The sequence below is a fragment of the Paenibacillus plantarum genome (genome assembly GCF_013141695.1).
Classification (GTDB): domain Bacteria; phylum Bacillota; class Bacilli; order Paenibacillales; family NBRC-103111; genus Paenibacillus_E; species Paenibacillus_E plantarum.
In genome coordinates this window covers 60,738-75,149 of record NZ_WHNY01000006.1, presented here as the reverse complement: position 1 = coordinate 75,149, position 14,412 = coordinate 60,738, and the positions used below count along the sequence as shown (strand labels likewise).

General features: G+C 46.0%; 11 protein-coding genes. 6 read left to right on the top strand and 5 right to left on the bottom strand.

Translation table 11 applies throughout. The annotated features are described in order from the left end of the window. Position 1: 1 nt before the first annotated feature. The 4 genes from GC096_RS02740 to GC096_RS02725 form a co-directional block, all read right to left on the bottom strand. The gene (locus GC096_RS02740; protein ID WP_171628775.1) at positions 2-1,249 is read right to left on the bottom strand and encodes a glutamate-5-semialdehyde dehydrogenase; all 1,248 of its coding nucleotides are present in this window, start codon (positions 1,247-1,249) and stop codon (positions 2-4) included. Between the two features lie 11 nt (positions 1,250-1,260). Next, positions 1,261-2,964, bottom strand: a complete 1,704-nt coding sequence (locus tag GC096_RS02735) for a proline--tRNA ligase (RefSeq protein WP_171628774.1) — start codon at positions 2,962-2,964, stop codon at positions 1,261-1,263. Positions 2,965-3,009: 45 nt separating this feature from the next. Then, positions 3,010-4,110: a glutamate 5-kinase gene (proB, locus tag GC096_RS02730; RefSeq protein WP_171628773.1), complete on the bottom strand. Its 1,101-nt coding sequence runs from the start codon at positions 4,108-4,110 to the stop codon at positions 3,010-3,012. 385 nt (positions 4,111-4,495) lie between these two features. Continuing rightward, positions 4,496-5,695 (bottom strand): pyridoxal phosphate-dependent aminotransferase, encoded by a 1,200-nt coding sequence (locus GC096_RS02725; protein WP_312886171.1) that lies wholly within the window; start codon positions 5,693-5,695, stop codon positions 4,496-4,498. Between the two features lie 155 nt (positions 5,696-5,850). On the opposite strand from GC096_RS02725, the gene GC096_RS02720 reads away from it, so the two are divergent. The 3 genes from GC096_RS02720 to GC096_RS02710 all read left to right on the top strand — a co-directional run bounded on the left by GC096_RS02720 (position 5,851) and on the right by GC096_RS02710 (position 9,010). Continuing rightward, positions 5,851-6,381, top strand: coding sequence for a DUF1572 family protein (locus GC096_RS02720; protein ID WP_171628772.1), 531 nt, complete (start codon positions 5,851-5,853; stop codon positions 6,379-6,381). Positions 6,382-6,483: 102 nt separating this feature from the next. Continuing rightward, a complete protein-coding gene (locus GC096_RS02715) occupies positions 6,484-7,281 on the top strand; it encodes a carbon-nitrogen family hydrolase (RefSeq protein WP_171628771.1) in 798 nt (265 codons plus the stop codon). A gap of 346 nt (positions 7,282-7,627) precedes the next feature. Further along, complete coding sequence (locus GC096_RS02710; RefSeq protein WP_171628770.1) at positions 7,628-9,010, top strand: glycine--tRNA ligase; 1,383 nt, start codon at positions 7,628-7,630, stop codon at positions 9,008-9,010. 69 nt (positions 9,011-9,079) lie between these two features. Here the strand turns inward: GC096_RS02710 and GC096_RS02705 are convergent, their stop codons facing one another. Next, a complete protein-coding gene (locus GC096_RS02705; protein WP_171628769.1) occupies positions 9,080-9,571 on the bottom strand; it encodes a cysteine dioxygenase in 492 nt (163 codons plus the stop codon). 567 nt (positions 9,572-10,138) lie between these two features. On the opposite strand from GC096_RS02705, the gene GC096_RS02700 reads away from it, so the two are divergent. The 3 genes from GC096_RS02700 (at position 10,139) to GC096_RS02690 (ending at position 14,412) form a co-directional block, all read left to right on the top strand. Continuing rightward, positions 10,139-10,984 (top strand): LuxR C-terminal-related transcriptional regulator, encoded by an 846-nt coding sequence (locus GC096_RS02700; protein WP_056614185.1) that lies wholly within the window; start codon positions 10,139-10,141, stop codon positions 10,982-10,984. 647 nt (positions 10,985-11,631) lie between these two features. Further along, positions 11,632-12,621 carry a VanW family protein gene (locus GC096_RS02695; RefSeq protein ID WP_171628768.1) on the top strand — a complete coding sequence of 330 codons (990 nt, stop codon included), beginning with the start codon at positions 11,632-11,634 and terminating at the stop codon, positions 12,619-12,621. Positions 12,622-12,681: 60 nt separating this feature from the next. Beyond that, positions 12,682-14,412, top strand: coding sequence for a GspE/PulE family protein (locus tag GC096_RS02690; RefSeq protein WP_171628767.1), 1,731 nt, complete (start codon positions 12,682-12,684; stop codon positions 14,410-14,412).

Sequence of the window (14,412 nt, the reverse complement as noted above, 5' to 3'; positions counted from 1 at the left end):
TTTATTCGCGTATTTGTCCGGTTCCGTAGACACGGTATTTGGTCGAGGTCAAAGCAGGCAGACCCATTGGGCCACGTGCATGAAGCTTCTGAGTGGAGATACCGATCTCCGCGCCAAAGCCAAACTCAAATCCATCCGTGAAACGTGTCGAAGCATTATGATAAACAGCAGCAGCATCTACTTCTTGTAGGAATTTCTCAGCATTAGCAGCATCTTCCGTCACAATACATTCGGAGTGCATCGTACCGTAAGCACGAATGTGAGCTAGCGCCTCATCTAGATCCTTAACAACTTTAATGTTTAGAATATAATCTCCGTATTCTGTTCCCCAATCGGCTTGTTCAGCTACCAGCATACTAGGTACCAAAGCTCTTGAACGGTCATCACCACGCAGCTCAACATGAACACCTTGGAAGGCATCGGCAATCGCAGCTAAATGCTTCTCCGCAATGGCTTCGTGTACAAGTAAAGTCTCCATACTATTACAAACAGAAGGACGTTGTGCCTTCGCATTAATCCCGATTCGAATCGCCATATCGAGCTGTGCACTTTGATCTATAAAAGTATGACATACCCCTGCACCTGTTTCAATGACTGGGACGGACGCGTTATTGACAACATTTTGAATAAGTGAGTGTCCACCACGCGGAATTAGCACGTCAATGAGGCCATTCAACTTCAGCATTTCATCGACGGAGCTGCGATCTGCGCTTAGGATTAATTGCAAGGCATCTGCCGGCAGGTCAGAACGCTCTAAGGCTGTATGCAGTACTTCCACAATTTTCTCATTCGAAAATAGGGCAGAAGATCCGCCACGCAGTACAACAGCGTTGCCGGTTTTGAGACATAAGCCTGCGGCATCAACCGTTACGTTCGGTCTTGCTTCATAAATAATACCGATGACACCTAGAGGTACACGGATTTTGCGAATGCGCAGACCATTAGGGCGATCAAATGATTCAAGCGTATCTCCGATTGGATCAGGCAGCTCAGCGATTTGACGAAGACCTTCGGCCATCGCCGCAATGCGCGTTTCGTTTAATGCCAATCGGTCTAGCAGAGAAGCGCTTGTGCCTTGCTCTTTGCCACGCTGCAAATCCTTGCTGTTAGCTTCAATAATCGCTTGTTGCTCTGTAATTAAGGCGTCTGCCATTAGCAGCAAGGCTGCATTTTTTTGCTCAGTTGTAAGATTGCCCATTGCTTGGGCAGCTTGTTTGGCAAGCTTGGATTTGTTAATAACTTCACTCATGGGAAGACCTCCTAATTGAATAAGGATTGGCAATGCGTTAACAATTGTTCCACGTTCAGTTCATAGACCTCGCCTTGACGGCGTTCTTTGCATTCGATAATTCGCTCGCTCGTTTTCTTACCAACGGTTAATCGTAAAGGGAAGCCGAGTAAATCGGCATCATTGAATTTCACACCAGGGCGTTCTTCACGATCATCCCACAGGACTGAATAGCCTGCGCTAGTTAAGGTCTGATAGATCTCTTCAGATAATGTCATTTGGGCTTCATCCTTCACTTGAACAGTTAACAGATGAATGGAATAAGGAGCAATGGCATTTGGCCAAATGATGCCTCGCTCATCCTGGTGCTGTTCAATAACAGCAGCTAGAACACGAGAGACGCCGATGCCATAACAGCCCATGATCATTGGCTCGGAGACACCATTTTCATCGCTGAACGTAGCACCTAGGGATTCACTATATTTGGTACCGAGCTTAAAGACGTGCCCAACTTCAATACCTCTGGCAAAAGCGAGTTCATTCCCGCAATGAATACAGCTTTCTCCTTGGCCCACATTGCGAACATCAACATAGGTTAGTTCACCAAGATCACGTTGAACATCCACGTGCTGAAGATGATAGTCAGCTTCATTGGCGCCAACAACGGCGTTATTTAAGCCTTGGATCGATGTGTCTGCAAGTAATTTGACGGAGGATAGACCAACTGGCCCAATAAATCCGGCTATCGAACCAAGCGCTTGAATTTCAGCTTCGGATAGCATCGTGATTTCAGCTACACCGAGAACCTGTTTCAGCTTGATCTCATTGATTTCGAGATCTCCACGGATGAGCACGATCACAGGCGCGCCTTCCGCTTTGATGGCAACGGATTTGATAATTTGCTGCGGTTCAATGGTAAGGAATTGGCTTAATTGTTTGATGCTCGTTACGCCAGGTGTGTGTATTTTCGTTGGTTGTGCTTGTGGCAAGCCGGTAGATGAGGTACCTTCGTTGGTAATTACCCCAGTGGCCTTCTCCAAATTAGCCGCATACTGACAGGAAGGACAATGAACAATCGTATCCTCGCCGACATCTGCCAAAGCCATGAATTCATGCGTATCCGTACCGCCAATTGCGCCGGAATCGGCTTCAACTGCTCGGAATTGCAAACCGCATCGTGTGAAAATGTTAACATAAGCATCGAACATCGCTTGATAACTGGCGTCAAGTCCGCTTGTGGAGCGATCAAAGGAGTACGCATCCTTCATAAGGAATTCACGGCCACGTAGCAGGCCGAAGCGAGGTCTGCGCTCATCGCGATATTTCGTTTGGATTTGATATAGCGTGACAGGTAACTTTTTATAAGAATGAATCTCATCTTTAATGAGTGTTGTAATGACTTCTTCATGTGTAGCGCCTAAAGCAAACTCACGACCATTGCGATCTTCAAGTCGCATTAATTCAGGACCGTAGACATCCCAACGACCTGAGGCTTTCCATAATTCGGCAGGATGGAGGGCAGGCATGAGCATTTCTTGTGCGCCAGCGCGGTCCATTTCTTCCCGTACGATCGTTTGAATATGTTGAAGAGCCTTAAGACCCAAGGGTAAGTAGGAATAAATACCGCTGGATAACTGGCGAATGAGTCCTGCTCGCAGCATGAGTCGGTGACTGGCTGCCTCGGCATCTCCCGGTACATCTCGTAATGTTGGATTAAGTAATCGTTGTTGTCTCATGATTAAGGGAGATCCTCGCTTTCATTCTATTGGTTAAGACAAATATTAGGTCAAAGGCACCCATTCATCGCGGTGGATGACTTCGATGCGTGATACTTCGACGCGTTTCTGGACTTCGTCGGTGGAGAGGCCTGCTGCGGCTTGCACTTGCCAAGCCGCATAATTGACGACGCCGCGGCCCAGCAGCGCGCCTTCACTGCAAATCACCTCGACGACGTCGCCGGGGTGGAAATCGCCAACCGCTGCCGTGATGCCAGCGGGGAGCAGGCTCTTCCCACCGTTGATCAGGGCTGCCTTAGCCCCCTGATCAACGATGATTTGCCCTTGGGGCAGCGAGTGGAAGCCGACCCACTGCTTCTTGACCGGCAGATTGTTCAGCGCCGTGTCAAAATACGTTCCCTTGCCCGTTCCGCCAACGGCAAGGTTCAGATCATCGGGCTCCAGCACGCGCCCGATGAAGACCGGCACGCCCCCGCGCATCGCGATGCGGGCGGCCTCGACCTTGGAGCGCATGCCGCCAGTGCCGACCGCGCTCCCAGAGCCTCCAGCGAAGCTGAACAGCTCATCGCTGATGGCGTCGACGCGATCGATACGCTGTGCGTTCGCGTTCTTGCGAGGATCGTCCGTGTACAAGCCGTCCATATCGGTAATAATGATCAATTTGTTCGCTTTGACCAAATTGCCCACGAGTGCCGACAACGTATCATTGTCGCCGAATTTCAGTTCATCCACCGAGACGGTGTCGTTCTCGTTAATAATCGGGACGACGCCGCGCTGCAGAAGCTCGTCAATCGTCATCATCGCGTTCTGGACGCGCTTGCGGTTGGAGAAGTCGTACCGGGTCAGCAGAATTTGCGCCACGCTTACGCCGTGGGAGGCAAATGCTTCATGGTACGCCTGCATTAAGAGCGCTTGGCCAACGGCTGCGGCGGCCTGCTTCTCGTGCAGGACCTTGGGCCGTGTGCGGTAGCCAAGGGAGGTGAAGCCTGCGGCTACTGCGCCTGAGGTCACGAGCAGCACTTGGCTGCCGCTGCGCTGCAATTGTGCGAGTTCAGCCGCAAAAAAGCGTATTTTATCCGGATTCAAGCCACCCGTATCTGAGGTTAGTGAGGAGCTGCCGATTTTGACGACGATTCGCTGAGTCATATTCATCCCATCCTTTGATTTCCAACTATGTAGATACAAAAAAGACTCCCGCCCTTAAAACATAAGGACGAAAGTCTGTTGCTTCCGCGGTACCACCTTAGATTAGCGCATATCAAATAGAAAAGCGCTCAACTCTAGATTCCCTGTATAACAGTAGGGCTCTGTTCAACTCATCGTTGACGGTTCAGGGGCGGGTTCGGATTCGGTTCACGGCAAGCTCTCTCAGTCAATGGAGCTTACTCCCTGGTTACGTGCGGCACGATTCGTACTATTCCCATCATAACGTTGCTGTTTGGAATTTTGATTCTATCTAGAATAGCATGGTACGCGAGACTTTGTAAAGGTATAAATGGCTTGCTTTCAAGGCTCTTTGGATAATTAGGAGTTAAAAAAGATTTAATTTCCCAATTCGCTGCACAGCTTCTTCCAACCGTGTTTCCGAAGAAAGAAGGCCCAGTCGGACGTAGCCCTCACCGTGCGTTCCGAAACCAACGCCAGGTGCTACGACAACCTTAGCTTCTTCCAGAAGTATATCGGCAAGACTCTGTGAGGAATGTCCTTTCGGTACTGGCAGCCACGAGAAGAAGGATCCTTGCGATGGCTTTGCATTCCAGCCGATGCTGGCAAGTGCCGTATACAACGCGTTCCTACGACTTTCGTACACATCACGCAGTTCTGTGACACAGTCTTGTGAGGACGTTAAAGCTGTAGCCGCGGCTGCTTGGATACCGCCAAACAAAGAGCAATAATAGTGATCTTGCATCAAGTTAATAAGGCGAATGACTTCTTTGTTACCAAGGGCAAAGCCAACACGCCAGCCGGCCATATTGTATGTTTTGGACAAGGTATAGAACTCAATGCCTACTTCTTTGGCACCAGGAGTTTGCAGGAATGAGATCGGCTTCTGACCATCAAATCCAATAGCTCCATAGGCGAAATCACTAGCTACGACGACACCATTTTTCTCAGCGAAGCTAACAGTTTCTTCATAGAAAGATGCAGGAGCCGTCGCACCTGTCGGGTTATTCGGATAATTAATGAACATCAGCTTCGCGCGGTCCAAGTCGGACTGTTTTAACTGCGAATAATCTGGTAGGAAGTTATTTTCCTCACGCAACGGCATGAAAGCCATCTCGGCACCTGCTAGAGCGACGCCTGACCAATAATCAGGATAGCCAGGATCAGGTACAAGGCAGACATCGCCAGGATTCAATAAACATTGGGCAATTTCGATGAGACCTGTTTTGCCGCCGAACAAGATTGCAACTTCGGTATCGGGATCCAAATCCACGTTGTGATCCTCTTTATAACGCTGTGCAATCGCCTGTTTCAGAAATGGAAAACCGCTGAATGGCGGATATTTATGATACAACGGATTCGCAGAAGCTTCCTGAATGGAAGTCACAATATGCGGAGGCGTAGGACGGTCAGGATTCCCTTGGCCTAAATTAATGACATCATGGCCAGCGGCGATTTGTGCATTTGCTTTACCAACGAGCGTTGCGAAGAATTGTGTGGGCAGACCCTTCATTCTTTCAGCTGGCTGTATGGCAAATCGAGAGGTTGTTGAAGATACGTTTGTCACGATTTAATTCACACTCCGGAGGTCGGGATTTTAAACTATACCCTAAATGTAACATGATTAATCTTTTTTTCATAGTCGATGAAGATAATCGATTGTACTTCATTTTGACATTGACATATGATGGAACCATAGATCGGCGAAGGAGATGAATGAGGATGACAGATCAAGCTCATGTAGCGGATGTTTTTCTGCAGGAATCGATACGTGCTTTTCAAAGTATGAAGAAGTTGGGCGATAAATCATTTGCCCAGACGAATGAGGTCTTCTTTTATCAGACTATAGATGAAGGGGCGAATTCTCTAGAAGTGATCATCAAGCATATGCATGGCAATATGTTGTCCCGTTGGACCGATTTTCTAACCACGGATGGAGAAAAAGAATGGCGAGATCGCGATGGTGAGTTTGAAGGGGATCGACTTTCCCGAGAACAATTACTAGCGCTTTGGGAAGATGGCTGGCAGGTGATGTTTACAACCCTTGGCTCATTAACTTCCGAGCATGTGCTTTCACAGGTGCTTATTCGAGGTGAGAGTCATACTGTCTTACAGGCTATTCAGCGTCAAGTGTCGCATTATGGGTATCATGTTGGGCAAATTGTTCTGTTGTGCAAGCATTGGTCTTCACAGGATTGGCAGTCGCTCAGCATCGCGAGAGGTCAGTCTAAGCATTTTAAACCTACGATGTAGTATAGTCCGATTTGCATGGCAAGTGAATGTTGAGTTAAACGCATATTTCGACTAGTATGTACACATACGCATTTTTTCTTGTTCTGGAAGGAGTATTTCGACATGTCTTCACAATTACTTAATGTTGCTCTTATTCAAATGGATATTACAATCGGAAATCCGGAAGCGAATTTCGCTCATTTAGAGAAGTTGCTTGTGGAAGCCGTTGATGCGGCACAGAAACCTGATGTCCTTATTTTTCCCGAAATGTGGAATACAGGCTATGCTTTAACGGAAATTCATGAGTTGGCCGATGTAAACGGTGAGAGAACGAAAGCATTCTTAAGCAATTTTGCACTGACTCATAGCGTGAACATTATTGGGGGATCGATTGCGGATAAAAAAGAAGATCGTGTGCTCAACACGATTTATGCATGGGATCGCGAAGGTAACGAAATCGCAGAGTATTCCAAAATTCATTTGTTCCGACTCATGGATGAGGAGAAATTTTTGCATAGTGGAGAGCAACTAGGCTTGTTTGAGCTAGAAGGTGTGCCAGCTGGGGCGATGATTTGTTATGATATTCGTTTTCCGGAGCTGTCACGTAAATTGGCCTTAGATGGAGCACGTATACTGTTCGTGCCTGCAGAATGGCCGCATCCACGTCTGCATCACTGGCGTACACTGCTTATGGCGCGAGCGATTGAGAATCAAATGTACGTCGTTTCTTGCAATCGCGTCGGGACAAGCGGGACGACCAATTTCTTTGGTCACTCGATGGTCATCGACCCTTGGGGCGAGGTTTTGGTTGAAGGTGATGAAAGCGAAGCGATCTTGCGGGCGACAATTGATTTAGAAGAAGTTGTACGTGTACGGGGCAAAATACCCGTTTTTGAAGATCGTCGGCCCCATTTGTATTAGGGAGATTGATTTTTGCTACGATATTCTGTAAACTAAGACCAATTGAATGATCAATTATGGCTGTGAAGGATGAATAGTACTTGACGAACTTCATGTTCAGCGAGCTGGGGATGGTGAAAGCCCAGAATGAAGGTCAAGGAAACGGCTATCCGGAGCCTATACGATAAAGGGGATATATGCTTGTATGAGGTATATCAACTAGGGTGGAACCGCGGGTGCTAAAGCTCTCGTCCCTAGGCATTATTTGATGCCTTTGGATGTTGAGCTTTTTTGATGTTTGCTCATATCCAAACGGTTGTCATCGGGCAAAGACCCACATAGAAGAAGCTTAAGGAGCGATTGAACAATGAGTGTAACAATGGAGCAAGTCGTCGCATTGGCGAAGCACAGAGGTTTCGTATTCCCAGGTTCAGAAATTTATGGCGGTTTGGCAAATACGTGGGATTACGGCCCGCTTGGTGTTGAATTGAAAAACAACATTAAACGCGCATGGTGGAAAAAATTCATTCAAGAATCCCCTTATAACGTAGGATTAGACGCAGCGATCTTGATGAACCCGCAAGCATGGGTGGCATCCGGTCACGTTGGTAACTTCAACGATCCAATGATCGATTGCAAAAGCTGTAAAGCTCGTCACCGTGCGGATAAATTGATTGAAAACAAGCTGGCTGAGAAAGATATCGAAATCATCGTTGATGGCATGACGTTCGATGACATGATGAAGCTGATCGTGGAACACAACATCGTGTGTCCAGATTGCGGAAGCAAAGATTTCACAGATATTCGTCAGTTCAACCTGATGTTCAAAACGTTCCAAGGCGTAACAGAAGCAAGCTCCAACGTTGTATACCTTCGTCCGGAAACAGCACAAGGGATCTTCGTTAACTTCAAAAACGCACAACGTACGATGCGTAAAAAGCTGCCATTTGGTATCGGTCAAATCGGTAAAAGCTTCCGTAACGAAATCACGCCAGGTAACTTTACGTTCCGTACGCGTGAATTTGAACAAATGGAGCTTGAATTCTTCTGCAAACCAGGTGAAGATATGAAATGGTTCGAGTACTGGAGAAGCTTCTGCCATAACTGGTTGCTTTCCCTAGGTGCAAAAGCCGATAATTTACGTCTTCGTGATCATAACGAAGATGAGTTGTCTCACTATAGTAACGCGACAACGGATATTGAGTACAAATTCCCGTTCGGTTGGGGCGAGCTTTGGGGCATCGCGGATCGTACAGACTTCGATTTGAAGCAGCACATGGCGCATTCCGGTGAAGATTTCAACTACATTGAGCCAGAAACGAATGAGCGTTATGTTCCTTATTGTATCGAGCCTTCCCTAGGAGCAGACCGTGTTACGTTGGCGCTTCTGATCGATGCGTTTGAAGAGCAAAAGCTGGAAGGTGACGACACTCGTACCGTTCTTCACTTCCACCCAGCATTAGCACCGATGAAAGCAGCGATTTTCCCACTTTCCAAGAAATTGAATGAGGGTGCACAAGCTGTATTCGCAGACCTTGCGAAGCATTTTATGGTGGATTACGATGATACAGGATCCATTGGTAAACGTTACCGTCGTCATGACGAGATCGGTACACCATACTGTATCACATATGATTTCGAGTCCGAGACAGATGGTCAAGTGACGGTTCGCGATCGTGATACAATGGAACAAACACGTATGCCGATTTCTGAATTGAAAGCCTTTATCGAAAATGCCCTACAATTCTAATCGTTAATAAATTGAAAACCCCTTGTAAGCTCGTCAAAACGACGTAGGCTTGCAAGGGGTTTTTGTCTTCTAGATAACATAATCTAAAACTTCGCTGTAAGGTAAGTAACGTCGAACTTCACGCAGCGGCGGTGTATACACATGGAGTGAAATAGCCGGTTCATGAAATGGATTGCTTAACTGGTGAATTTGATCTGCAGGCGCAGTGAAATATTCCCCCGCTTGGATGAAGTCATCCTTTTGAGCAACAGGAAAGCCTTCTGTATCTAAGGAGAAGGTTGAATTCACTAAGGATCCCGAGACTAAATAAGCCGCGCCAATGGACAAGCCATGGTTATGGATGGCTGTAGAGCGGGAAGCCGGAATGTGAATAACGATAACTTCCAGTTCGGGTGAGCTAAACACCACATTTCTGCCATAGGGTAGTTGAGAGGGCTCGGTTTTGAAGTCTGGAACGAAAAGTAGATGTCTCTCTATCGAATGTAGTGCCTCTTTTAATTGTTCCAGTGTTGGTGCATGCAACTTACAGAATGTCTGTTCAATTGCTCTAATGAGCGTCATTGGCATCTCGCCTCCTAGGCATTCTTATCTCTTTATCAATATTATTTGGCGAAAGGATAAGTTTTTTTTATATAATATGCCTTCAGTTTCGAAAGGGTTAGGGGGTATTCGAACAATTTTTTTAATGGATATTAGAATGGTATAACGCTAGTGGAAGAAGATTAGATGAGGAGAGATAGATAATCGACTAATTCAAGCGGAATAGTAGAGTATACTTGTAGCGGTTAGCGGATTTAGAAGCGATTATCAGGGATCCTTTTAAAACAGGACACTTTTTTTCGTATATATCCTACGAACGGCACATGCCAGAAATCCTTAATCCTGAGGGAAGAGCTGCAAACGCTGTCTTTTTGTAGTACAAGTATACTATCTTATTAGAATTACTACCTTTGCACTATTTCAAGCATTCGATTTGAGCCTTATAGTTAGTGACACATGCGCGAAAAATACATAAATTTGTAAAGGTTGTGAAGATAGGGGCGACGGCATACGACAAATATTTCAATTCTACTCACAGCATGGATGCTAGTTCATTTCGGGGTTACATAGGAAAAGGGAGTGGAATTGATGAAAGGATTAGCTGAAGAGACGCAAATGCATGAATTTACAGAGAGAGTCGGCATCTCACAAGCGGAGATAGCCAAGCTACATGAGAAATCATTTCTTAATGGCGTTCAAAGAGATTCGACGCGCGTGAGGTTTCGCGTGCAAGGGAAAATGATGGAACGGCTGCTAGCTAAAAACCAAGGACTCATGGATGTCATCCTTCGGCAAGCACATCTAAAGACGAACACCTTCTACTTTCCTAATTTATTGATGGTCACGGATAATCATGGAGTCATTCTAACGATTAATGGGGATGAACGATCCATCTTGCAAGCCGCGAATTTGAACAACATCGGGATTGGATCTTCGTTATCACTGTCTAGTGCGGGGACCAATGCGGTTTCGGCAGCTATTGATCTTCAGCGTCCAGTTTGGATAAGTGGTGAGGATCACTATCTGGATACGATGCACAACTGGGTGACAATGTGCGTTCCGATTCAAACGGCAGATAATCAGATCATTGGTTATTTAGTGTTGACTGCCTTTCAGTATATTTCAGCACCTTTTATGTATCCTTGTATCAAATCGATTGCTCTTCTGCTTGAATATGAACTCAGAAAGACCGAATTGCAAAGTAAAACATGGTTCGTTGAGGAAATGCTGGAAGAACGCTTGAAAGCTTTCAAACTTACGCTGCGTGAAAAGGAAGTTGCGACGTATTGGTTGCTGGATTACGATTATAAGCAAATCGGCAAAGTCTTGGGGATCAGTGAAAATACGGTGCGTGTCTATGTAACGAAAATCAATCGTAAGTTGAAAGTCAATTCCAAAGCATCATTGATACTTAGTGTTCTTGGCGCTATTTAGAGTTTACGCAAGAAGACATACATATGCATTACATAATCTTTATACATATTGACGTATTAAGTTGAGAATTGGTTCAAATTGTAGAAAATAAGCTTCGATCTTTCACGATGTATGTGGGGATTGGGGCTTTTTTTGTATGTTCAACGTCCATAGGGCTTGAATGATTAGAAAGATCTGAAGTGAAAAACAAGCAGCGGCCCGAGAAGTTCGGGTTTTCTACGAGTGACTACCATGGAAATCCCTTACATGCTTTGGCATGGTTAGAATTTACATATACGATGAAGACCCATTTTTTAAGGAATTTGCTGAAAAAGCGCGTTCGATCAGATATATATGCAAGTGATATATAGAAGCTGTGAAATTTAAAAGGCATATGGGCGCTTCGAAAGAACTATATGAAACCGCTTCCTAAGTATGATCTCTTTAGCGAAATCCCGATTTCAGCCTCCTGCTTCTGACCCCATCTAGATTGAATTCCCTATAAAATAGCGCCTGAATGGCTAACGTGGCTTAAGAATTATAGTTCATGCATTAGGTCATTTGAATTAATAAATATGTATGATTTGCTCTACAGAAATTACCGTCTATATTTGAGGCATCCCACCGAAACGGGAGGGAAAATGTCGAGCTTTGAGGGACGGTTGGCTATGAGACAAAGAAGAAGGGCCTTGATCCTGCAGCCTATTAAATGGATTCTTCTTCTAGGCGTCGTCGGTTCTGGAAGTGTATATGGATTATCGGCGGCAGGGTTCATTGAGTGGAATTCTGAACACAAACTGGAAAGCTTGATGTTCTGGAAAGACACGGATCATGCTTCAACGAAAGGAACAGCGCTTGCAGCTGGCGTGGACAAAGAAAGTGCGAAGCCATCGGTTAATCCGGTAGCAACGCCAACAACTACGGCCACGGCATCGCCAACAGCTGTACCTGTTAGTACACCTATAAGTACAGCTGCAACAACTTCATCAGACAAGACGTCCACAACGGGTCTGCAAGTCATTTCGCAAGCGCAGAGTATTGTTGCTGTAAATGCGAATGAGAAATCATGGCTAGAGCAGGTGGGAATGATCAAAATTGAGTCAGGGAAGCTATTTTCCTTCCAGGCTTGGTTGACCGAGGTCAGCAAAGGCAAAGTGCCTGAGAAGAAGGAAGATGAGTTATCGCATGTGGCATCCTTAATGTATGAAGCTGCACTGCGTGCTGGCATGCAAGTTGGTGAACGTTATCCGCATCAAGATAATCCCGCTTATGCAGCTGCTGGATTCGATGTTAATTTTCAAAGCGAGCTGAAAGATTTAACCTTCTATAATTCAATCGGCGTACCCATAACAGTTGGCGTGATATACAACGGGGAAACACCTGTCGTTACGTTCAATGGGAAACCGAAAACGGATTGGAAAGCTCCGAAAATTACGGTTAGTAAAGAAGTATTCGCACCAGAGAGTATTGTACTCACGGATTTTACACTGGCTGGTCAAGGTGATAAACGTAGTGAAGGTCAATCAGGACTTCTAGTCAAGGTATTCGCTGATGTGAAGAATGATGGCAAGAACGAGTTGATATATAAAGATTACTACGCGCCGCATCCCATTGTCATCGCGAAGGCGCCAACAGCGGAAGAGCTGAAATCACCTTAAATCACTTGTTAGGTTGCACAGATCCGTCACGTACTCTATTAACAGAAGGGAGGACCCCCAATGCGCATAGGTGAATTATTTGTAATGAACGGACTCATCACAGAGGATCAGCTTGAACAAGGGCTGAAGCAGCAGGTGCACACGAGGAAGAAAATCGGTGAGATTCTTATCGATAAAGGGTTGATCACAGAAAGACAACTGGTTGAAGTACTCGAATTTCAGTTAGGGTTTCCGGTTGTTAATATGTTTGAGACACAACTCGATATGCAAACCGTTCAACTTATCCCAGAAACGCTTGCTCGCAAGCACTGTGTGATCCCGATTGAACGAAAGAATGGCAAAATCAAAGTTGCCATGGTTGATCCGTTGAACTATGGAGCCATTGAAGAAATTCGAATGGCGACGAACATGAGCGTCCAGCCAGTCATAGCCATTCGTTCTGAAGTCGAGCAAGCGATCACGAAAAATTATGGCATGAAAGAATCTGTCGATGAATTAATGGTCGACTTAGATAAAATCGAGATCAAAGATGAGGAATCCGAAGCGAATGATCAAGGATCACCGATCGTAAAGCTGGTCAATCAAATCATTCAATCCGCTGTGCAGCAGAGGGCGTCCGATATTCATGTTGATCCTCAAGAGAAACAGCTGATCGTGAAGTACCGAATCGATGGTGTGCTTCGAACGGAGAAAGCGCTGCCGAAGCATATGCAAGGCGTGTTGACGGCAAGGTTGAAAATCATTGCAAAGTTGAACATTGCGGAAAGACGACTACCGCAAGATGGTCGAATCCAGATGCAGGTGGATAACCGCCGAATTGATATACGGGTTTCGACATTACCGACCGTTCATGGTGAAAGTATCGTTCTTCGGATCTTAGATCAATCGGCAGGTGTTAAAAAAATTGCCGAATTGGGACTCAGTGATGCGAATTTGGTGAAATTCGACAAAATGATACAGAAGCCGAATGGGATCATGCTGATCTCGGGACCTACGGGAAGCGGGAAAACATCAACACTCTATTCAGCATTGGGTCAATTAAATGGTGATGATGTCAAAATCATTACGGTTGAGGATCCCGTCGAGTATCGAATGAACGGTGTAACGCAAGTACAGGTTAACTCGCAGATTGGTTTAACTTTCGCTTCTGGCTTACGATCCATTCTCAGGCAAGATCCGAACATTGTTATGGTCGGGGAGGTCCGAGATGCGGAGACAGCAGAGATTGCGGTACGTGCTTCTCTTACGGGGCACTTGGTGTTAAGCACCATCCATACGAACAGTGCCGTCAGTACGATTAGCCGACTTGTTGATATGGGAATTGATTCTTATCTCATCGCTTCCTCGCTCTCCTGTATCGTAGCTCAGCGCCTAGTGCGGCGCGTATGTCGTGAATGTGCAGCCCAGGTACCTGCCAGAGAAGATGAAATGAAGCTGCTAGAAACGCATGGGCTGCTAAGCGGAACTGAACAACAACTGGCGGGAACTGGAACAGGGGTTGTAGTACCTATGACTTCGCCGAGAGCCATGGATAAACCGATCATGGTAACGAGGGGCAAGGGCTGTGGAACATGCAATAAAACAGGTTACAGAGGTCGTATCGCCGTACATGAACTGCTAGTTGTCGATGAACCGCTGCGCAGCCTAATTGTACAGAATCGACCAGTTAGCGAGTTGGAGCAGCATTTGATGAAGAATGGTTTTAAAAATATGCTCTACGATGGCTTGCTCAAGATTCGCCAAGGTCATACCACAATTGAAGAAGTGTTGAAAGCCGTGGCAGACGAATAG